The sequence below is a fragment of the Chromatiales bacterium genome (assembly GCA_014762505.1).
Taxonomy (GTDB): domain Bacteria; phylum Pseudomonadota; class Gammaproteobacteria; order SpSt-1174; family SpSt-1174; genus SpSt-1174.
The window spans coordinates 28,030-48,385 of record JABURS010000042.1 but is presented as its reverse complement, the minus strand read 5'-3'; the positions used below and the strand labels follow the sequence as shown (position 1 = coordinate 48,385).

The 20,356-nt window shown below is 67.5% G+C and carries 22 protein-coding genes; 14 read left to right on the top strand and 8 right to left on the bottom strand.

The window, feature by feature from the left end; translation table 11 throughout:
• Positions 1 to 42 precede the first annotated feature (42 nt).
• From HUJ28_10655 to truD, 3 genes are read left to right on the top strand one after another with little or no spacing between them, the layout of a single operon-like run.
• Positions 43 to 1,899: an ATP-dependent DNA helicase gene (locus tag HUJ28_10655; protein ID MBD3619924.1), complete on the top strand. Its 1,857-nt coding sequence runs from the start codon at positions 43 to 45 to the stop codon at positions 1,897 to 1,899.
• Complete coding sequence (tsaB, locus tag HUJ28_10650; protein ID MBD3619923.1) at positions 1,899 to 2,612, top strand: tRNA (adenosine(37)-N6)-threonylcarbamoyltransferase complex dimerization subunit type 1 TsaB; 714 nt, start codon at positions 1,899 to 1,901, stop codon at positions 2,610 to 2,612. The genes HUJ28_10655 and tsaB overlap by 1 nt, the downstream gene beginning before the upstream one ends.
• A complete protein-coding gene (gene truD, locus HUJ28_10645; GenBank protein MBD3619922.1) occupies positions 2,609 to 3,682 on the top strand; it encodes a tRNA pseudouridine(13) synthase TruD in 1,074 nt (357 codons plus the stop codon). The genes tsaB and truD overlap by 4 nt, the downstream gene beginning before the upstream one ends.
• Before the next feature lie 49 nt (positions 3,683 to 3,731).
• Here truD and HUJ28_10640 read toward each other — a convergent pair whose 3' ends face one another.
• Both HUJ28_10640 and HUJ28_10635 read right to left on the bottom strand, forming a co-directional pair.
• On the bottom strand, positions 3,732 to 4,292 hold the full coding sequence (locus HUJ28_10640) for a DUF3365 domain-containing protein (GenBank protein MBD3619921.1): 561 nt from the start codon (positions 4,290 to 4,292) through the stop codon (positions 3,732 to 3,734).
• Between the two features lie 92 nt (positions 4,293 to 4,384).
• Positions 4,385 to 4,948, bottom strand: coding sequence for a Smr/MutS family protein (locus HUJ28_10635; protein ID MBD3619920.1), 564 nt, complete (start codon positions 4,946 to 4,948; stop codon positions 4,385 to 4,387).
• 96 nt (positions 4,949 to 5,044) lie between these two features.
• Between HUJ28_10635 and surE the strand changes: the two genes are divergently transcribed.
• The 5 genes from surE (at position 5,045) to rpoS (ending at position 8,904) form a co-directional block, all read left to right on the top strand.
• Entirely contained in the window at positions 5,045 to 5,794 is a 750-nt protein-coding gene (gene surE / locus HUJ28_10630) for a 5'/3'-nucleotidase SurE (protein MBD3619919.1), read from the top strand.
• Positions 5,795 to 5,823: 29 nt separating this feature from the next.
• Complete coding sequence (locus tag HUJ28_10625) at positions 5,824 to 6,462, top strand: protein-L-isoaspartate(D-aspartate) O-methyltransferase (GenBank protein ID MBD3619918.1); 639 nt, start codon at positions 5,824 to 5,826, stop codon at positions 6,460 to 6,462.
• A complete protein-coding gene (locus tag HUJ28_10620; GenBank protein MBD3619917.1) occupies positions 6,459 to 7,046 on the top strand; it encodes a DedA family protein in 588 nt (195 codons plus the stop codon). Before HUJ28_10625 ends, HUJ28_10620 begins: the two co-directional genes overlap by 4 nt.
• On the top strand, positions 7,043 to 7,810 hold the full coding sequence (locus HUJ28_10615; GenBank protein ID MBD3619916.1) for a peptidoglycan DD-metalloendopeptidase family protein: 768 nt from the start codon (positions 7,043 to 7,045) through the stop codon (positions 7,808 to 7,810). Before HUJ28_10620 ends, HUJ28_10615 begins: the two co-directional genes overlap by 4 nt.
• 86 nt (positions 7,811 to 7,896) lie before the next feature.
• Positions 7,897 to 8,904, top strand: a complete 1,008-nt coding sequence (gene rpoS, locus HUJ28_10610; GenBank protein ID MBD3619915.1) for an RNA polymerase sigma factor RpoS — start codon at positions 7,897 to 7,899, stop codon at positions 8,902 to 8,904.
• Positions 8,905 to 8,916: 12 nt separating this feature from the next.
• Here rpoS and HUJ28_10605 read toward each other — a convergent pair whose 3' ends face one another.
• Positions 8,917 to 9,288 carry an Xcc1710-like domain-containing protein gene (locus tag HUJ28_10605; protein ID MBD3619914.1) on the bottom strand — a complete coding sequence of 124 codons (372 nt, stop codon included), beginning with the start codon at positions 9,286 to 9,288 and terminating at the stop codon, positions 8,917 to 8,919.
• Positions 9,289 to 9,426: 138 nt separating this feature from the next.
• On the opposite strand from HUJ28_10605, the gene alaC reads away from it, so the two are divergent.
• From alaC to HUJ28_10580, 5 genes are all read left to right on the top strand, one after another.
• On the top strand, positions 9,427 to 10,623 hold the full coding sequence (gene alaC, locus HUJ28_10600; protein ID MBD3619913.1) for an alanine transaminase: 1,197 nt from the start codon (positions 9,427 to 9,429) through the stop codon (positions 10,621 to 10,623).
• 21 nt (positions 10,624 to 10,644) lie between these two features.
• Positions 10,645 to 11,967 carry a homoserine dehydrogenase gene (locus HUJ28_10595; protein MBD3619912.1) on the top strand — a complete coding sequence of 441 codons (1,323 nt, stop codon included), beginning with the start codon at positions 10,645 to 10,647 and terminating at the stop codon, positions 11,965 to 11,967.
• A gap of 43 nt (positions 11,968 to 12,010) precedes the next feature.
• On the top strand, positions 12,011 to 13,156 hold the full coding sequence (locus HUJ28_10590; GenBank protein ID MBD3619911.1) for a threonine synthase: 1,146 nt from the start codon (positions 12,011 to 12,013) through the stop codon (positions 13,154 to 13,156).
• A 121-nt stretch (positions 13,157 to 13,277) separates the two neighbouring features.
• Positions 13,278 to 13,796 (top strand): TIGR00645 family protein, encoded by a 519-nt coding sequence (locus HUJ28_10585; protein ID MBD3619910.1) that lies wholly within the window; start codon positions 13,278 to 13,280, stop codon positions 13,794 to 13,796.
• A gap of 41 nt (positions 13,797 to 13,837) precedes the next feature.
• The gene (locus HUJ28_10580; GenBank protein ID MBD3619909.1) at positions 13,838 to 14,197 is read left to right on the top strand and encodes a GFA family protein; all 360 of its coding nucleotides are present in this window, start codon (positions 13,838 to 13,840) and stop codon (positions 14,195 to 14,197) included.
• A gap of 16 nt (positions 14,198 to 14,213) precedes the next feature.
• Here the strand turns inward: HUJ28_10580 and HUJ28_10575 are convergent, their stop codons facing one another.
• From HUJ28_10575 to trxB, 5 genes are all read right to left on the bottom strand, one after another.
• Positions 14,214 to 15,776, bottom strand: coding sequence for a hypothetical protein (locus HUJ28_10575; protein ID MBD3619908.1), 1,563 nt, complete (start codon positions 15,774 to 15,776; stop codon positions 14,214 to 14,216).
• Positions 15,777 to 15,907: 131 nt separating this feature from the next.
• Positions 15,908 to 16,675: a leucyl/phenylalanyl-tRNA--protein transferase gene (locus HUJ28_10570; protein MBD3619907.1), complete on the bottom strand. Its 768-nt coding sequence runs from the start codon at positions 16,673 to 16,675 to the stop codon at positions 15,908 to 15,910.
• Positions 16,676 to 16,691: 16 nt separating this feature from the next.
• Positions 16,692 to 16,952 carry a hypothetical protein gene (locus HUJ28_10565; protein MBD3619906.1) on the bottom strand — a complete coding sequence of 87 codons (261 nt, stop codon included), beginning with the start codon at positions 16,950 to 16,952 and terminating at the stop codon, positions 16,692 to 16,694.
• Positions 16,953 to 18,128, bottom strand: a complete 1,176-nt coding sequence (locus HUJ28_10560; protein ID MBD3619905.1) for an N-acetyltransferase — start codon at positions 18,126 to 18,128, stop codon at positions 16,953 to 16,955.
• A gap of 41 nt (positions 18,129 to 18,169) precedes the next feature.
• On the bottom strand, positions 18,170 to 19,129 hold the full coding sequence (trxB, locus tag HUJ28_10555; GenBank protein ID MBD3619904.1) for a thioredoxin-disulfide reductase: 960 nt from the start codon (positions 19,127 to 19,129) through the stop codon (positions 18,170 to 18,172).
• A 141-nt stretch (positions 19,130 to 19,270) separates the two neighbouring features.
• On the opposite strand from trxB, the gene ald reads away from it, so the two are divergent.
• A complete protein-coding gene (gene ald, locus HUJ28_10550; GenBank protein MBD3619903.1) occupies positions 19,271 to 20,341 on the top strand; it encodes an alanine dehydrogenase in 1,071 nt (356 codons plus the stop codon).
• The last annotated feature ends 15 nt before the right edge of the window (positions 20,342 to 20,356 follow it).

Here is a 20,356-nt window from a genome sequence, read left to right as displayed (position 1 = left end):
ACGCTGCTGCAGGGCTTCCAGGCCCGCCCGCAGCAACAGGCCATGGCCGCGGCCGTGGAACGGGCCCTGGGTGATTACGCCATGCTCATCGCCGAGGCCGGCACGGGCGTGGGCAAGACCTTCGCCTACCTGGTGCCGGCGCTGCTCTCGGGCGGCAAGGTGATCGTCTCCACCGGCACCAAGACCCTGCAGGACCAGCTCTTTCACAAGGACCTCCCCCTGGTGCGCAAGGCGCTGGGCGTGAATGCCCAGTGCGCCCTGCTGAAGGGGCGTTCCAACTACCTCTGCCTGCACCGCTTTCGCGCCACCGTGGCCGAGGGGCGGTTGCGCGACCGCCAGCAGGTGGCCGAGCTGCGCCAGATCCGCGAGTGGGTGGGCGTCACGCGCTCCGGCGACATCGGCGAGGTGAGCGGGGTGGCGGAGAACGCCGAGATCTGGTCGCAGGTGACCTCCACGGTCGACAACTGCCTCGGCCAGGACTGCGAGGACTACAGCCGCTGCCACGTGGTGCAGGCCCGCCGCGCCGCGCAGGAGGCCGACGTGGTGGTGATCAACCACCACCTCTTCTTTGCCGACCTGGCGCTGAAGGAGGAGGGCTTCGGCGAGCTGCTGCCCAGCGCCAATGCCGTGATCCTCGACGAGGCCCACCAGCTGCCGGAGATCGCCTCGGTCTTCTTCGGCCAGACCCTGGGCAGCCGCCAGCTGCTCGAACTCGGCCGCGACAGCACCAGCGAGAGTCACAACGAGGCCCCGGACATGGAGGCCATCCGCACGCACGCTGCGGGCCTGGAGAAGGCCACGCTCGACCTGCGCCTGGCCCTGGGCCGTGCCGGGCAGCGCGAGCCCTGGGAGCGCATCCGCCACAAGCCCGACGTGGCCGACGGCCTGGAGCAGCTGGGCGACTGCCTGGCGGCGCTGACCGGGGCGCTGGAGCTCGGCGCCGAGCGCGGCAAGGGCCTGGAGGCCTGCCTGCGCCGTGCCCACCTGGCGCAACAGCGGCTCGAGCGGCTCAAGTCCCCGGACGATCGCGCCATCCAGTGGTACGAGACCTTCACCCGCGCCTTCACCCTGAACATCACGCCGCTGGACGTGGCCGAGCTCTTCCACAGTCGCTTGGCGGCCCATCCCTGCGCCTGGATCTTCACCTCGGCCACCCTGGCGGTGGGCGAGCGCTTCGACCACTTCGCCTCGCAGCTGGGCCTGTCCGAGGCCAAGACCCTGCAGCTCGACAGCCCCTTCGACTATGCCCGCAACGCCCTGCTGTATCTGCCGAACGGCCTGCCGGATCCCAACGACCCGGGCTATACCCGCGCGGTGGTGGAGGCGGCCCTGCCCGTGATCCGTGCCAGCCGCGGGCGCTGCTTCATGCTGTTCACCAGCCACCGCGCCCTGCGCGAGGCGGCCGAGCTCCTGGAGGGGCGGCTGCCGTTCCCGCTGCTGATCCAGGGCGACATGCCGCGCGGCGAGCTGATCGAGCGCTTTCGCGCCCTGGGCAATGCCGTGCTGCTCGGCACCAGCAGCTTCTGGGAGGGCGTGGACGTGCGCGGCGAGGCCCTGAGCTGCGTCATCATCGACAAGCTGCCCTTCGCCTCGCCGGGCGACCCGGTGCTGCAGGCCCGTCTCAATGCCATCCGCAGCGGCGGCGGCAACCCCTTCATGGACTACCAGCTGCCGCAGGCGGTGATTACCCTGAAACAGGGGGTGGGCCGGCTGATCCGCGACGCCGCCGACCGCGGCGTGCTGATGCTCTGCGACCCGCGCCTGCGCACCAAGCAGTATGGGCGCATCTTCCTCGACAGCCTGCCGCCGGTCCCTGTCACCCGGGATCACGACGACGTGACCGCCTTCTTCACCGTCGGCGAGCTCGCCGGCCGCGAAGCCACCGACAGGACCGCCTGATGAAGATCCTCGCCATCGACACCGCCACCGACGCCTGTTCCGCCGCACTGTTTCTCGACGATGCGGCATCGAGTCGCTTCGAACTCGCGCCGCGCCGCCATACCGAGCTCATCCTGCCCATGGCCGGCGAGCTGCTGGCTGCGGCGGGCCTGGCGGCCGCCGATCTCGACGCCATCGCCTTCGGCCGCGGCCCCGGTGCCTTCACCGGCCTGCGCATCGCCGCCGGCGTGGCCCAGGGTCTCGCGCTCGGGGCCGGGCTGCCCGTGATCCCGGTCTCCACCCTGGCGACCATGGCCCAGCAGGTGATGGACGAGCAGGGGGCGGAGCGGGTGATGGCGGCCCTGGATGCGCGCATGGGCGAGGTCTACTGGGGCTGTTACCGGCGTGCCGCCGACGGGGTGGCCGAACCGGTCGGCGAGGAGGTCGTCTGTGCCCCCGGGGCCGTGCCGCTGCCCCCGGGGGAAGGTGGGGATGAAGCTGGCGACGCGGGCTGGGTCGGCGTCGGCAGCGGCTTTGCCGCGCATGCCGAGGCCCTGCAGGCACGCCTGGGCGGCAGGCTCGCGCGGACCCTGCCCGATGTCCTGCCCGCTGCCCGGGCGATGCAGCGGCTCGCGGCCCGGGCCTATGCCCAGGGCGACTGCCTGCCGGCCGAGGCGGCCCAGCCCGTCTACCTGCGCGACAACGTCGCGGTTAAGCCGGGGCAGGACGCATGAGCGATCTCCGGGAGCCATGGACCACCGACTGGGCGCGCTGGCGGGCACCGGCGCTGACGGCCGGCATCATCCGCCAGCAGCCCGACGACTTTCGCGTCGACGAGATCCTGCCCTACACCGCCGAAGGCGAGGGGGAACACCTTTGGCTGCAGGTGGAGAAGACCGGCGAGAACACGGATTTCGTCGGCCGCGCCCTGGCGCGGGCCATCGGCGTGCCGCCGCGCGGGGTCGGCTATGCCGGCCTCAAGGACCGCCATGCCGTCACCACGCAGTGGTTCAGCGTCCACGCCCCCAAGGACCCGCCGGCCGACTGGCAGTCGGGCCTGCCATCGGGTATCCGGGTCCTCGAGGCCACGCGCGGGCGGCGCAAGATCCGTACCGGCAGCCTCAGCGGGAACCACTTCACGCTCGTGCTGCGCGACTGCCAGGGCGATGCGCAGGCACTGGCCGAGGGCCTGGCCGCGCTGACCGCCCACGGCGTGCCCAATTACTTCGGCGAGCAGCGTTTCGGTCGCGGTCGTGGCAATCTGGACCGGGCCGTGGCCCTGTTCGAGGGGCGTCTACGCGAGCCCGACCGCAAGCGCCGTGGCCTGTATCTCTCGGCAGCCCGTTCCTGGGTGTTCAACCAGGTGCTGGACCGGCGCCTGCGGGACGGGACCTGGGACCGGCCGCTGGACGGTGAGCTGCTGATGCTCGACGGTACGCACAGCTGGTTCCAGGCGCCGGTCATCGACGACACCCTGCGCCGTCGCCATGCCGAACTGGATGTGCACCCGACCGGCCCGCTCTGGGGGGCGGGGGCGCTGGAATCGACGGGCGCGGTGGCCGCGCTGGAGACCGCGGTGGCCGGGGAGTGGCAGGCGCTGTGTGCCGGGCTCGAGGCGGCCGGGCTGAGGCAGGAGCGGCGCGCCCTGCGCCTGCGCCTGGCGGACGTGGAGCACGCGTGGCTGGCGGCCGATACGCTGCAGCTGGCCTTCACCCTGCCGGCCGGGGCCTATGCCACGGCGGTGCTGAGAGAACTCGGCACGCTGCGCGATGCACAGCGTGCCGAGGGGGAGAACGAACTCTAGCCGGATAGCTGGCCGGATGTCTGGCCTCGCGCGCCGGCGTCCGGGCGGGTTACATGCTGTGGCGCAGGGTGAAGGCGCCGCGGATGTCGCCCTCGCTGAAGCCGCGTGCGCGGTCGTTCGGGTAGAGCGCGTCCAGGCGGGCCTTCACCGGCTCGCTGATCTTGCTGCCGTGGCAGGTGAGGCAGGCGGCCTCGGTGCCGATGGCCTTCATGTAGCGGAACTCGGTGCCGTGCGCGGTATCCACCACCTCGCTGTATTCCAGCGTGGCCACGTCCTTGCCTTCCGCCTTCTGCTGCTCGAAGCGTTCCAGCACGGCCTTTTCCCAGGCGTCCGGGTTGTTGTTGTCGTTACGGGTCTTGAGCGAGGTGCGGGCCACCTTCCAGCCGTCCTGCGAGAGGCTGTCGGCGATCTCGGGGGCGCGGGTGTTGCACACCTCGATGGCGGCCACCGGCCCTTCGGCCTTCATGGCGGAGACCAGCTCACCCTTGAGCGTGCCGCCGAACTGTTTCACCAGGGCGCGGGCCTCGGCGACGTCGGGCATGGCGGCCTGCTGGCCATGGTTGTCGGCGGCCACCGGCAGGGCGGCGACCAGCAGCAGAGCGGGAAGCATCTTCTTGTACATGTGAATCACCTCGACGGTTGGTCAGGCAGAAAGGGTCGTTGCGCAGAGCTTACGGCCGGACGGGGCAGGGGGTCGGTGACTTAATCACCGGTGCCACGCCAGCGGCGCAGCAGCACGTAGACCGCGCCGGTGCCGCCATCCACCGGCCGCGCCGAGCAGAAGGCCAGCACCTCGTCGCGCTGGCGCAGCCAGCGGTTGACCATGATCTTGAGTACCGGCCCCTGGTTGCTGGAGCGCAGGCCCTTGCCGTGGATGATGCGCACGCAGCGCGCGTCGAGGCGCCGGCATTCGTCGAGGAAGGTGACCAGGGCCTCGCGGGCCAGCGGCACGGTCAGTCCGTGCAGGTCGAGCTCGGCGGCCTGGGCGTATTCGCCCCGGCGCAGCTTGCGGTAGTGGGTCTTCTTCAGCCCGGGCCGGCAGAAGGCCAGCATGTCGCCCGGCTGCAGTTCGCTCGGGTCGTAGTCGTCGGAGAGCATGTCATCCAGCACGCGCGCCTCGTCGGCCATCAGCTGTGCCGGTCGCGGCGCCGGGCGCGAGGGCGGGGGTTCCACCTTGTCGTGGCGCAACGGCGCCACTTCTTCGCCCATCAGTTGGCGAAAGAGGTGGATGTCGCCATCGTTCGGATTGTCGTCGTCATCGGTCATGTCGGTTCCGGTGGCCGGGGGAATGGGCGGTCAGAACTATGGGCGGCCCGGATTCATTCCAGTATATTAACACCCTGATATCAAGGCCGGATCTTCATGCACATCCTCGTCAGCAACGATGACGGCTACCAGGCCCCGGGACTCGCCGAGCTCGCCCGGGCGCTTGCCCAGGTAGCCCGCGTCACGGTGGTCGCGCCCGATCGCGACCGTAGCGGCGCCAGCAACTCGCTCACGCTGGACCGCCCCCTGCGCGCCACCACACAGCCCAGCGGCTTCATCGCCGTCAACGGCACGCCTACCGACTGCGTGCACGTGGCCATCACCGGGCTGATGGAGGAGGAGCCGGACATGGTGATCTCCGGCATCAATCTCGGTGCCAACCTGGGCGACGACGTGCTGTATTCGGGGACGGTGGCCGCCGCCATGGAGGGGCGCTTCCTCGGCCTGCCGGCCATGGCCGTCTCGCTGACCTCCTTCGAGGGCCGGCATTTCGCGACCGCCGCGCGCGCTGCCATGCTGCTGCTCGCGCGCATGCAGGCGCGCCCGCTGCCCTCGGACACGATTCTCAACGTCAACGTGCCGGATATCCCCTGGGAGCAGGTGCGCGGCTTTCGTTCCACGCGACTCGGCTACCGGCACAAGTCGGAGTCGGTGGTGCGCGGTACGGACCCGCGCGGGCGCCCCATCTACTGGATCGGTCCGGCGGGTCCCGAGGCCGATGCGGGACCGGGGACCGATTTTCATGCCATTGCACAGGGGTATATCGCCGTCACCCCGCTGCAGGTGGATCTGACACGCCACAAGGCGCTGGACACCGTGGGTGACTGGCTGGGGGACATTCTTTGATCGATGATGTGAGCCGCCGAGGTATCGGCATGACCTCCCAGCGTACGCGCGACCGCCTGGTGGAGCGCCTGCGGGAACGGGGGATACGCAACGAACGCGTGCTGGAGGTGATGCGGCAGACCCCGCGCCACCTGTTCGTGGATGAGGCCCTCTCCAGCCGCGCCTACGAGGACACGGCCCTGCCCATCGGCTTTCGCCAGACCATCTCCCAGCCCTATACCGTGGCGCGCATGACCGAGATCCTGCTGGCCGGCGAACAGCCCGTGCGCCGGGTGCTGGAGATCGGTACCGGCTCGGGCTACCAGGGCGCGATCCTCGCCCAACTGGTGGAGAAGGTCTACAGCGTCGAGCGCATCCGCGACCTGCATCTGCGCACCCGCGACCTGGTGCATCGCCTGGGTTACCGCAATTTCTTCATGCGCCACACCGACGGCACCTGGGGCTGGCCCGAGCAGGCCCCCTTCGATGCCATCATCGCCACGGCGGCGGCCGACGAGATCCCGCAGGCCCTGCTGGAACAGCTCGCCGATGGCGGGCGCATGCTCATCCCGCTGGCGGAAGGGCAGGGGCAGCGACTGTGCCTGCTGGAGCGCAAGGGACAGGTCGTCGAGCGCCAGGAGGTGGAGGCGGTGAGCTTCGTGCCCTTCTGCCAGGGCGAGGTGCGCTGATGCTCTTCGGGCGGCTCTACGACTGGGCCATGCGACTGGCCGCCCACCGGCATGCGCCACGCTACCTGGCCGGCCTGAGCTTCGCCGAGTCGTCGTTCTTTCCCGTCCCGCCGGACGTGATGCTCATCCCCATGATCGCGGCGCAGCCGGAACGGGGCTATCGCTATGCCCTCATCACCACCCTGGCCTCGGTGGCGGGCGGCCTGTTCGGCTATCTCATCGGTTACCTCGCCTTCGAGGCCATCGAGCCATGGATCCACGAACTCGGCTACGGCCCGCGGCTCGACGAGGTGAAGACGGCCTTCGCCTCCTGGGGGGTATGGTTCGTACTGGTGGCCGGTTTCTCGCCCATCCCCTACAAGCTCTTTACCGTGACCGCGGGTGCCCTCTCTCTGGCATTGCTGCCCTTTCTGCTGGCCTCCTTTGTCGGCCGCGGGCTGCGCTTCTTTCTCGAGGCCGTACTCATCATCACCCTCGGGCCGAGCATGATTCCCATCGTGCGCCGTTACATCGAATGGTTTGGCTGGATCTCGGTGATCCTGTTGGTTCTGGCCGTATTGTTCGTTACGCTGGCGCAGGGATGAAACGCGCGCTACGCATTCTCGCCTGTGGATTGATGCTCCTGCTGCTGGCCGGGTGCAGTACCAGCGGTTCCCGCCTGCTCTATCCCGATCACTACACCGTACGGCGTGGCGACACGCTCTATTCCATCGCCTGGCGTTTCAAGCTCGATCACAAGGAACTCGCCCAGTGGAACGGCATCGGTCCGCCGTACACCATCTATCCCGGTCAGCGCCTGATCATGAATCCGATGCAGGCCCAGGCCGAACGCAGCCGGCGTGCCGCCGCTGCCAACACGACCAGCAGTGCGCCGCGCGAGCCGACGACGACGCGCCCATCGGCACCGGCATCGACCGCATCCGTCTCCCGACCGACCGTCACCACCACCACGGGCAAGATGGCCGCGGCACCGGCGCCGAGTCGCTGGATATGGCCCACCGATGGTGAGGTGATACGCCGGTTTTCGCAGGAAAATGCCGGCAAGAAGGGCATTGCCATCAGTGGTAAAAAGGGGCAGCCGGTGATGGCCACGGCGGGGGGCGAGGTGGTCTACAGCGGGAGTGGACTTCTCGGATACGGCCAGCTTATCATCATCAACCATAACAAGAATTATCTGAGTGCCTACGCGCACAACAGCAGTTTGCTGGTGAAGGAGGGTGACATCGTCGAGGCCGGTCAGCAGATCGCGAAACTCGGCGATACCGGAACCGATCGCGTCATGCTGCACTTCGAGATACGGCGTGACGGTCGGCCGGTCGATCCCCTGAAATACCTTCCCGCACGTTAGTCGCAAGCCACCGCCACCATGGGAGCTGAACTGCAATGCCGTCCAAGCAGCGCAGGAAGAAGGAATCGACCCGGCTGAAGAAGGGCATGCCTCGTGGCATGGACGACGATGTGAAGGACGAGCATGTCGATGAGCCCGAGGACGAGGAGCAGGCAGAGTCCGAGCTCGACCTCAATGCACAGGCGGACGTCCCGGACACGCCAGACGAGGGTGTTGAGGACGAAAAAAAGGTCTATGCGGCCGGCGATGTCCCCAAGCGTGAGCTCGATGCCACGCGCCTCTATCTGAGCGAGATCGAATACTCCCCGCTGCTAACCCCCGAGGAAGAAGTCTATTACTCGCGCCTGGCCCGCAAGGGCGACGAGTCGGGCCGGCGCAAGATGATCGAGTGCAACCTGCGTCTGGTGGTGAAGATCGCGCGGCGCTACATGAATCGCGGTCTCGCCCTGCTGGACCTGATCGAGGAGGGGAACCTCGGTCTGATCCGCGCCGTGGAGAAGTTCGACCCGGAGCGCGGCTTCCGCTTCTCCACCTACGCGACCTGGTGGATACGCCAGACCATCGAGCGTGCGCTGATGAACCAGACGCGCACCATCCGCCTGCCCATCCACGTCATCAAGGAACTCAACAGCTACCTGCGTACCGCCCGGCGCCTGGCGCAGGAGCTGGAACACGAGCCCACCCCGGACGAGGTCGCCCGCGAGCTGAACAAGTCGCCGGACGACGTGAAGCGCCTGCTGAACCTGAGCGAGCGCGCCACCTCGGTGGATCTGCCCATCGGCAAGGACAGCGATCGTCCGTTGCTGGACGTGATCCCCGACGAGCACATGCCCGAGCCCGCCGAACTGATCCAGGACCAGGACGTGCACGACTACGTGGACCACTGGCTGATGGAGCTGGACGAGAAGCAGCGCGAGGTGATCGTGCGCCGCTTCGGCCTGCACGGCTACGAGCGCTGCACGCTGGAAGAGGTGGGCAACGAGCTGGGCGTGACCCGGGAGCGGGTGCGCCAGATCCAGATGGATGCCCTCAAGCGCCTGCGCAAGATCCTGGAGAGCCGCGGCTTCTCCGAGGAGAACCTGCTGCACGAGTAGGGCGAAGGCCCCTCAGATCTGCAACAGGGCGGCCATCACGTGACGGCCCTCGGCCATCAGGATGTTGTAGGTCCGGCAGGCCGAGCCCGTGTCCATCACCTCCAGCCCGATGCCCTGTTCACGGAACAGCCGGAACACCTCCGGGGCAGGGAAGCGCTGAGACTCGCCGGTACCCAGCACCAGGATCTCGGGCTCCCAGGCGAGCAGGGGGGCCAGGGTTTCCGTGTTCAGGTCCTCAAAAACCTCCGGCGCCCATTCCGTATCGAGCCGTGCCGGTGCGATAATGAGACTGGTGGTGTGTACCGTCTCGTTCACCCGGATCTGCCCGCTGGCGTAGGCCGTGATCGCGTAGGTGCCCGCGCCGAATTCCTGTGTGAATTTCATTGCCATTTCCGACGGTTGCGGTCGCAAGCGCGCATTATAGCGCAGCGCATCGCCCCGGTCGGCGCAATTGACAGCATTTCCCGGCGTCAGTAATGTTGCCCGTTTACCCCGGGCCCGACCTTTTGTGGATAAATCACGGTGATAGACGAGTTTCCCAGAATCAAGCGACTGCCTCCTTACGTCTTCAATATCGTCAACGATCTGAAGGCCAAGGCCCGGGCCCGGGGCGAGGACATCATCGATTTCGGCATGGGTAACCCGGACCAGCCCACGCCCCAGCACATCGTCGACAAGCTGGTGGAGGCGGCCCAGCGCGGCGACACCCACCGCTACTCGGTCTCGCGCGGCATCCCGCGCCTGCGTCGCGCCATCGCCACCTGGTACAAGCGCGAGTACGACGTGGAGCTCGACCCCGAGTCCGAGGCCATCGTCACCATCGGCTCCAAGGAGGGCCTGGCGCACCTGGCGCTGGCCACCCTGGGGCCGGGCGATGCGGTGCTGGTGCCGAATCCGGCCTATCCGATCCACCCCTACGGCTGCGTGATCGCCGGGGCCGACATCCGCCACGTGGCCATGACCCCGGACGTGGACTTCTTCGCCGAGCTGGAGAAGGCCATCAAGGACTCCTGGCCCAGGCCGAAGATGCTGATCCTGAACTTCCCGGGCAATCCCACCGCGCAGTGCGTGGAGCTGGATTTCTTCGAGAAGGTGGTGGCCATCGCGCGCGAACACCAGATCTGGGTGGTGCACGACATCGCCTATGCCGAGATCGTCTTCGACGGCTACAAGGCGCCGTCGATCCTGCAGGTGCCGGGGGCCAAGGACGTGGCGGTGGAGTTCTACTCCCTGTCCAAGACCTACAACATGCCGGGCTGGCGCGTGGGCTTCATGTGCGGCAACAAGACCCTGGTCGCGGCCCTGGCGCGCATGAAGTCCTACCTCGACTACGGCACCTTCACGCCCATCCAGGTGGCGGCGATCACCGCCCTGGAAGGACCGCAGGACTGTGTCGAGGACATCCGCAAGCTGTACCTGAAGCGCCGCGACGTGCTCTGTGATGGCCTCAACGGCATCGGCTGGCAGGTCGAGAAACCGAAGGCCACCATGTTCGTCTGGGCCCGCATTCCGGAGCCCTACGTCGAGATGGGCTCGCTGGAGTTCTCCAAGAAACTCCTCAAGGAGGCCAGGGTGGCGGTCTCGCCCGGTGTCGGCTTCGGCCAGTATGGCGACGATCACGTGCGCTTCAGCCTGATCGAGAACGAACACCGCACTCGCCAGGCCCTGCGCGGCATCCGCCAGATGTTCCGCAACGACGGCCTGCTGGAAACCGATTAACGCAAGATTGGGAGCAATTCTTTGGAACCGGTCAAAGTAGGCCTGCTGGGCCTGGGCACGGTGGGCGGCGGGACCGTCAACGTGCTGAGGCGCAATGCCGAGGAGATCGCCCGCCGTGCCGGTCGCGGCATCGTGGTCACGCACGCCTCGGCGCGCGATCTCTCGCGCGAGCGCATCTGTGACACCAGCGATATCTCGCTCACCGACGACCCCTTCGAGGTGGTGAACGACCCGAGCGTGCAGATCATCGTCGAGCTGATCGGCGGTTACGATCTCGCCCGCGAGCTGGTGATGCAGGCCATCGACAACGGCAAGCACGTGGTCACGGCCAACAAGGCCCTGATCGCCCTGCATGGCAACGAGATCTTCGCCCGCGCCCAGGAAAAGGGTGTGATGGTGGCCTTCGAGGCAGCCGTGGCAGGGGGCATTCCCATCATCAAGGCGATCCGCGAGGGCCTGGCGGGCAACCGCATCCAGTGGCTGGCCGGTATCATCAACGGTACCGGCAACTTCATCCTCACCGAGATGCGCGACAAGGGCCGCGACTTCGACGACGTGCTGCGCGAGGCCCAGGCCCTGGGCTATGCCGAGGCCAACCCGGTGTTCGACGTGGAGGGCATCGACGCCGCCCACAAGCTCACCATCCTGGCCTCCATCGCCTTCGGCATCCCGCTGCAGTTCGAGAAGGTCTACACCGAGGGCATCACCCGCATCACCAGTGAGGACGTGGCCTTCGCCGGCGAGCTGGGGTATCGCATCAAGCACCTGGGCGTGGCGCGCCGCACGCCCAGGGGCTTCGAGCTGCGTGTGCACCCGACCCTGGTGCCGCACCGCCGCCTCATCGCCAACGTCGACGGCGTGATGAATGCGGTGCTGGTGTTCGGCGATGCCGTCGGGCCCACCATGTACTACGGCGCCGGTGCCGGCGCCGAACCCACGGCCTCGGCGGTGGTGGCCGACCTGGTGGACGTGGTGCGCACGCTCACCTCCGATCCCGAGAACCGGGTGCCCCACCTGGCCTTCCAGCCGGACGCGCTCTCCGACGCGCCGATCCTGCCCATCGAGGAGGTCGAGACGGCCTACTACCTGCGCATGAACGCCAGCGACAAGCCGGGCGTGCTGGCCGAGATCACGCGCATCCTGGGCTCCCGCGGCATCAGCATCGAGGCCTTCGTGCAGAAGGAGCCGCTGGAGGGTATGGTGGATGCTGATATCATTCTTCTGACGCAGCGTGTGATCGAGCGCGAGATGAATGCGGCCATCACCGAGATCGAGGCCCTGGACGTGGTGAACGCCCCGGTGACGCGGATCCGCGTCGAGGGGCTGAAGTTCATCCCGACCTGACGTCAAACTTGTTTATCGTTATCTGAATCAACAGGACAATCCCATGCCTTTTCGACCCCGTTATACCGGCCTGATCGAGCGCTACCGCGACCGCCTTCCGGTGCACGACGACACGCGCATCATCAGCCTGGGCGAGGGCAACACCCCGCTGATCCGCCTGCACAACGTCCCGGCGAAACTCGGCAAGGACGTGGACATCTACGTCAAGTTCGAGGGGCTGAACCCCACGGGTTCGTTCAAGGACCGCGGCATGACCATGGCCGTGACCAAGGCGGTGGAAGAGGGCAGCAAGGCCATCATCTGCGCCTCCACCGGCAACACCTCGGCGGCCGCCGCGGCCTATGCCGCGCGGGCCGGCATCACCGCCTTCGTTCTCATCCCGGACGGCAAGATCGCCATGGGCAAGCTGGCCCAGGCCATGATGTACGGCGCGGTCACCATCCAGATCAAGGGCAACTTCGACGACGGCATGCGCCTGGTGAAGGAGGTGGCCGAACAGGCCCCGGTCACCATCGTCAACTCCATCAACCCCTATCGCCTGCAGGGGCAGAAGACCGCCGCCTTCGAGATCATCGAGGAGCTGGGGCGCGCGCCGGATTACCACTGCCTGCCGGTGGGCAATGCAGGCAACATCACCGCGCACTGGATCGGCTACTGCGAGTATTCCTCGGCCTCCGGCGACCACGTCACCGAGTCCTGCGCCTTCTGCAAGGGCCACTGCAAGTATGCCGGCGGCGCCATCGTCGGCAACCGCCCGCGGATGATCGGCTACCAGGCCGCGGGTTCCGCGCCCTTCATGCGCGGCCACATGGTCGACAACCCGGAGACGGTGGCCACCGCCATCCGCATCGGCCACCCGCAGAGCTGGGACATGGCCTGGAAGGTGAAGGAGGAATCCGGCGGCTGGTTCGACGAGTGCACGGACGAGGAGATCCTCGCCGCACAGAAGCTGCTGGCCGAGACCGAGGGCGTGTTCTGCGAGCCCGCCTCCGCCGCCTCGCTGGCCGGTGCGATGCGCGACATCAAGAACGGCAAGATCCCCGAGGGCAGCAGCGTGGTCTGTACCCTGACCGGCAACGGCCTCAAGGATCCGGACACGGCCATCAAGCAGTCCACCGCCCCGGTGCTGACCGTGGATGCGACCCTGGACGAGGTGAAGCGCTCCATCATGGACAACATGACCGACTGAGCGTGTTTCATGCAGCCGTCATGAAAAAAGGCCCCGGATCGGTGATCCGGGGCCTTTTTCGTGGCGGGGCATGGTGGCAGAATCGATGCCATTGTCTTACGACGGACGAGATGGACGACCGATGATGAAAAAGTTCGAACACCTCTTCGAGGCCGCCCTGTTCGGCAGCCGCTGGCTGCTGGCGCCGCTCTTCGCCGGCCTGATGGTGGCGGTCATCGCCCTGCTGGTGAAGTTCTTCAAGGAGCTCTGGCACCTGCTCGGCGGGTTGTTCACGCTCACGTCGCAGGAGTCCATCGTCAGCATCCTCACACTGGTCGACGTCGCCCTGCTGGCCAGCCTGCTCCTGATCATCGCGCTCAGCGGCTACGAGAACTTCGTCTCCAAGTTCGCACTGGGCGATCACGAGGACCGTCCGGGCTGGATGGGCAAGGTGGGTTTCTCGGACCTCAAGATCAAGCTCATCGGCGCCATTGTCGCCATCTCCGCCATCGAGCTGCTCAAGGCCTTCGTGAATGCCGCCGAGGTCAGCCAGGAGATACTGATGTGGAAGGTGATCATTCACCTCACCTTTGTCTTATCGGGGGTGCTGTTCGCGGTGACCGACTACATCGTCGCGAAGGGCAAGGCGGCCGGAAAATAGCCGCGTGCGTCCCGACGGGACAATAACCGCCCAGGGAGGGCATGATGATGCAACATGGCGGAAGCTGTCATTGCGGGGCCGTGCGCTTCAGTTTCGAGGGAGAGCCGATCACACGCGGCCTGCGCTGCAATTGCTCGATCTGCGCGCGCAAGGGCGCGATGATGACACCCGAGGCGATCCCGCCGGAGCGTTTTCACATCGAGGCCGAGGAGGGTGCCCTGGGGCTCTACGAGTTCGGGGCCGCGACCGCCAAGCACTATTTCTGCCGCCACTGCGGCATCTATCCCTTCCACATCACCGCCCGCGTGCCGGGGCATTATCGCGCCAACCTGGGCTGCATCGAGGGCGTGGATCCCTTCGCCCTCGACTGCGATGTCTTCGACGGGCGTCACCTGCTCTGACTGGGGCGATGTCTGTTCAGTCGGCGGCCGTCACCCCGTAGGCAAGCGCCTTGCGCCGGTATTCCTGGGCGGCCTTGCGCTGCCCCGTGCGCATCAGGTAGCGCGTGATCAGCTGGCAGCCGTCCGGCACGTAGCCCGCATCCTGGTGCATGGCCGACTCGATGGCCTGCACCCCGTCCGCTTCGTTGCCGGCCAGCAGATAGCGGCCGATGAAGTAGTGCAGGCGGGCGCAGTCGGGGCAGGCGGTGAGCAGCTGGCGGTAATAGCCGCTCACTTCGTGGCGATCGTTGAGCTGGGCCTGGATGAGCTGGGCGCATTCCCAGGCGTCCTCTGCCGGCAGGCGCCCGTTCTGGGCCTGCACGATCAGCTGTTTCATGCGCTCCCACTGACGCTGGTTCTGGCTGTACTGCTGCTTCCAGGCCGCGAGGTTCTCGTCCAGCCAGGCGCGGTCCATCTGGACGCGGATGGCATCGAGGCGGGCCGGCAGGAGCTGGCGCGAGGCGGGCTGGTCGAAACCGCGCGGCTCGGGGATGCGGCTGTGACCGATCTCCTGCAGGTGCTCGGCGAGCGTGGGGCCATGCGGCGTCTTCTGGTAATGGCCGAGCACGTGGGTCAGCCAGTAGGCACTGGCGCCCTTGCGGTAGGCGCGGCGCATGTAGTTTTCCAGGTTGAGGTAAGGCGGATGCTTGGGCGTCGGGTGACGCTGGGCGCCCTTGTAGATGGCCGGCCAGTACTGGTGGTGCATGACATACTGGGCAAAGTGGTCGCTGACCAGGGCCTGGGCGACCACGTCGTCGTTGATCAGCTCCATCGGATGATGGTTGGCCAGACGCTGTTCCTGGCGCCCGTGTTCCTGACTCATCCATGCATAGACGGGCGCGTGCAGGGCGTAGAACAGGCGCGGCAGCAGCTGCTGCGGGCCCCAGCCGGCCCGGTAGTGACTGCGATAGGCACGGCTGATGTCGTCGACGGCCATCAGCCAGGCGCCTGGACGGCGACGGGCCTGGGCGAGGTAGCCGACCTCGCGGGCGAGCAGTACCTGCAGCTGGGGCGCCGAGAGCGATTCCAGCACCGGCAGGCCGATGATGAGGCTGTTGCGCAGCCGCAGGGGATAGCCGTTGACCGGCGTGCGCTCGACGCGCAGCTCGTATTCGGGCGAGAGGATGATCTGTTCGAAGTCCACCTTGCCGAAGTGCTGTTGCAGGTCGGCGAGCAGCGGGTAAAGCAGCGGGGCCTCGCGCGCGTCCAGGCGCCGTCCCTGGGGCAGGACCGGCCGTTCCTGCCACAGGTACCAGCTCATCGCGCCGGCCAGTACCAGCAGGGCAAGGTGGGAGAGGAAGAGCTGGAAGGAAAAACCGGTGTCCAGGGCGAACAGCTGACCTGCCAGCGAGGCCAGCATGGCCACGCCCAGCAGCGGGAAGGCAAAGGGAAAGACGGCGCCGGGCAGGGCGGTGAGGACGAGTACCAGTCCGTAGAGCTGGGGCCAGCGCTGCGCCAGGCCATGGCGCAGCCGGTCTTGGGTGCTCGGCATGTGGGTGGTGCGCAGCACCGTCTGCTGCAGGGCGTCTTCGGAACGCATGGGGCTACCCTCCGGGCTGTCTGTGTCGCCGTGATGGATAGCCAGCTTAGGGGGCGGGGCCGCGCCTCAGCGTGAACCCCCTCGCGTTTCGGCGTCTCATACTCCCCGGGTTGCAGGAAATGCGATCGCGATCACGGGCACCCGTCCTCGCGCTGCGGCTGCCAGTTCGCCACGTCGAGCGCCGGGGCCGTCCGCCAGGGGGCGGCCTGTCCCGGGCGGGGGCAGTATTCGTCCAGCAGCGCGCTGAAGGTCTCCCGCGGTATGCCCTGTGCGCCCATGCGCAGCATGTGCGGCGTGGCCTGCTGGCAGTCGATGAGGCGATAGCCCCAATGCTGCAGGTGGCAGGCCAGCCAGGCCAGTGCGATCTTCGAGCCGTCGCGCACGCGGCTGAACATGGATTCGCCGAAGAACACACGGCCGATGGCCACGCCGTAGAGCCCGCCGACCAGCCGGCCGGTGTCGTCGCTCACCTCCACCGAGTGGGCATGGCCGGCTGCGTGCAGCGCGCAGTAGGCCTCGATCATCTCGGGGGTGATCCAGGTGCCGTGCTGGTCGGGACGCGGCGCGGCGCAGGCCTGCATCACCTCGCGAAACCGCGTATCGAAGGTCACCGCGTACGGCCGGTTGCGCAGGGCCTTGCGCAGGCTGCGGCTGATGTTGAGGTCCTCGGGGTAGAGGATGGTGCGCGGATCGGGCGACCACCAGAGGATGGGCTGGCCCGCCTCGTACCAGGGAAAGATGCCGGCACGGTAGGCCCGCAGCAGGCGGGGGGTGGAGAGGTCGCCGCCGGCGGCCAGCAGGCCGTCGGGATCGCGCAGGGCACGGGAGACGGGCGGGAAGGGCTGGTCGGGGTCCAGCGGGTCGAGCCAGTGGATGCGGTTCATGAGATTGAGCGCCATGGTCCCGCGTCGGTCGTCACCATTCGAAGCGGTCGTAGAGGTCCGCCCCGTCACGCTTGTCGCCCGGCAGTTCGGTGACGCTGAGCTTGTACACCCGCTCGTTGGGGGCGGCCACCATGTGCGCCTCCACGGCAATGGCCACGGCCTTGTAGGCACCCATGTGGGTGGCGACCGAGTAGGAGAAGGAGCGCTTGGTGGGCGTCATCAGGCTCACGCGATAGCGCAGGGCGCTCGCCTCGGCGGGCATGTCCTTGCCATTGTAGGGATTGGTGCGCATTCAGCCATTCTCGCCCGAATCGCGGTCGACTTGCACGTCGATATCCTCACGAAACGGCGATTCGCGCAGCAGTTCCTGGCAGCGCTCCTGCATGAAGCCGCGTTCGCGGCGGCAGAAGGTGTCGATCACGGTGCGGAAGTCCTCATCGAGGATCCAGTGGGCGGACCAGGTGGTGGTGGGGAGGAAGCCGCGCGCGATCTTGTGCTCGCCCTGGGCGCCGGGCTCGAAGCGGGTCAGGCCCTCGGCGATGCAGTAGTCGATGCCCTGGTAGTAACAGGCCTCGAAGTGCAGGCTGTGGAAGTCCCGGTCGCAGCCCCAGTAGCGGCCGAACAGTGCCTTGTCATTGCGAAAGTTGAGTGCGCCGGCCACCCGTCGCCCGGCGTGCTCGGCGAAAACCACCACGATGCGCTCGCCCAGGGTGCGGCCGATCTCGCGGAAGAAGTCCAGGCTCAGGGTCGGGATGCCGGCGTTCTTCTCGAAGGTGTCGACATAGAAGCGATGGAAGGTCGCCCAGTCGTCGTCGGTGAGTTCCTGGCCGTGCAGCGTGCGGAGCCGGATGTCCTGTTCCGCCACCCGGCGGCGTTCCCGTTTCACCTTCTTGCGCTTGCGTGCGCTGAAGTCGGCGACAAAGGCCTCGAAGTCGGCGTAGCCGCGGTTGTGCCAGTGATACTGGCAGTCCCGGCGCAGCAGCATGCCCCGTGCCGCCAGGCGCTGCCGGTCGGCCGGCGTGAGGAACAGCCAGTGGATGCCCGACAGGCCGTTGTCCGTGGCGAGCCGGACGGCCGAGTCGATCAGCAGGTCGCGCATGGCCTCGCCGTCCACGTCGTCGGCCACCAGCAGCCGGCGGCCGGTGACCGGGGTGTAGGGGATGCCGACGACGAGCTTGGGATAGTAGCGTCGTCCGCTACGCTCGTAGGCCGATGCCCAGCTCCAGTCGAAGACCAGCTCGCCGTAGGAGTTGGTCTTGAGGTACATGGGCATGGCACCGACCAGGCGGCCCGTCTCGTCGCGCACGACGAGGTGGCGCGGATACCAGCCGAAGGTCTCGCCCACGCAGTCGTGGCGCTCCAGGGCGCTGAGGAAGGCGTGGGAGAGGAAGGGGTCGGCATGCCCGCCGAGGGCATCCCATTCCGCCGGCTGGATGCCCTCGAGCGAGGTCTCGATACGGATGTCCATGGCGGGGGGAGGGGCCGGAGGCGGTGCCTCCGGCCATGGGCCTACTTCGCGGCGAGGTTGTCGAGGTAGCGTTCGGCGTCCAGCGCGGCCATGCAGCCGGTGCCGGCGGAGGTGATGGCCTGGCGATAGATGTGGTCCATCACGTCGCCGGCGGCGAACACGCCCGGGATGCTGGTCTGCGTGGCATTGCCCTCGGTGCCGCTCTTCACCTTGAGGTAGCCGCCGGCCATCTCGAGCTGTCCCTCGAAGAGCTGGGTGTTGGGCTTGTGGCCGATGGCGACGAACACGCCCTGCAGTTCGATGTCCCGGGTCTCGCCGGTCTTCACGTTCTTCACGCGCATGCCGGTGACGCCGCTGTTGTCACCCAGCACCTCGTCGAGCACGCTGTCCCAGAGGATGGTGACGTTGCCGTTCTTTTCCTTCTCGAACAGGTGGTCCTGCAGGATCTTCTCGGAGCGCAGCTTGTCGCGGCGGTGGACCAGGATCACCTCGGAGGCGATATTCGACAGGTACAGCGCCTCTTCCACGGCGGTATTGCCGCCGCCGATGACGGCGACCTTCTGGTTGCGGTAGAAGAAGCCGTCGCAGGTGGCGCAGGCGGAGACCCCCTTGCCCTTGAAGGCCTCCTCGGACTCGAGGCCCAGGTACATGGCCGAGGCGCCGGTGGCGATGATGAGGGCGTCGCAGGTGTAGGTGGCCTGGTCGCCGATCAGGGTGAAGGGCTTCTCGGTGAGCTTCGCCGTGTGAATGTGGTCGAAGACGATCTCGGTGTCGAAGCGCTCGGCGTGCTTGCGCATGCGCTCCATCAGCTCGGGGCCCATCACGCCGTCGTTGTCACCGGGCCAGTTGTCGACATCGGTGGTGGTCATGAGCTGACCACCCTGTTCGAGACCGGTGACCAGGACGGGCCTGAGGTTGGCACGGGCGGCGTAGACGGCGGCCGTGTAGCCCGCGGGGCCGGAGCCGAGGATCAGGAGGCGACAATGCCTGGCTTCGCTCATGTATCTTTTCTCCGCAATTTTATTTATAAAACAAGGCGCTAGATAATCGCTGCGTCGCGACGGACCGCCCGCTATGGTAGGGGATGCCCGTCAGGGCGTAAAGCGCAGAACCCACAGCACCAACCTGTGAAGGAGCCCCGGATGCACATAGCCATTCCCCGCGAGATCAAGCCGGCCGAGGGCCGCGTGGCCCTGATCCCGGCGGCCTGCGGTGCACTGATCGCAGCCGGCCACGAGGTCTTCATCGAGTCCGGAGCCGGGACCAGGGCCGGGTATGCCGATGCCGACTACCAGGCCGCCGGAGTGACTGTGCTGCCGGATGCGGCAAGTCTGTATGCCCAGGGTGAACTGATCGTGAAGGTCAAGGAGCCGGTGGAGGCCGACCTCGCGTTGCTCAGACCCCATCACTGCCTGTTTTGTTTCCTGCACCTGGCGGCGGCGCCGGCACTGGGCGAGCGCCTGCGCGAGATCGGCCTCACTGCCGTGGCCTTCGAGACCCTGGAGGAGGACGGCGGGCTGCCTCTGCTGGCGCCCATGAGTGACATCGCCGGGCGCATCGCCGTGCAGATGGGGGCGCAGTTGCTGCTGCAGCCGCAGGGCGGGCGCGGGGTGCTGCTGGGCGGCGTGGCGGGGACCACGCGCGGCCACGTGGTCGTGGTGGGGGCGGGGCATGTGGGCCTCACCGCGGCCCGGCTCGCCGCCGGCATGGGGGCCCGCGTGACGGTCTTCGACAAGCGCCGCGACCGGCTGGAGGCGGCCCGCGCCATCGGGCCGAACGTCACCGGGCTGCAGGCCTTTGGCGATGATGTCGCCGAGGCCCTGCACGGCGCGGACCTGACCGTGGGCGCCGTGCTGGTGCCCGGGCGGCATGCCCCGCGGGTGATCACCCGCGAGATGGTGCGGGCCATGCCGCGGGGCAGCGTGCTGGCCGATGTCTCGGTGGACCAGGGGGGCTGTGCCGAGACCACCCGGCCCACCACCTACGAGGAAGGCGCCTACGTGGAGGAGGGGGTGCTGCACTTTACCGTCACCAACATGCCGGGGGCGGTTCCGCGCACTTCGTCGCAGGCCCTGTCGGCGGTTCTGGTACCCTATGTGCTGCGCCTGGCGGCAGCGGGCTGGGAGCGCGACGCGGCGCTTGCCACGGGCGTGAACGTGCGCGATGGCGCCTATGTGCACCCGGGTGTTCGCGAGGAACTATCCCGCGTATAATCAAGCTATTACAAG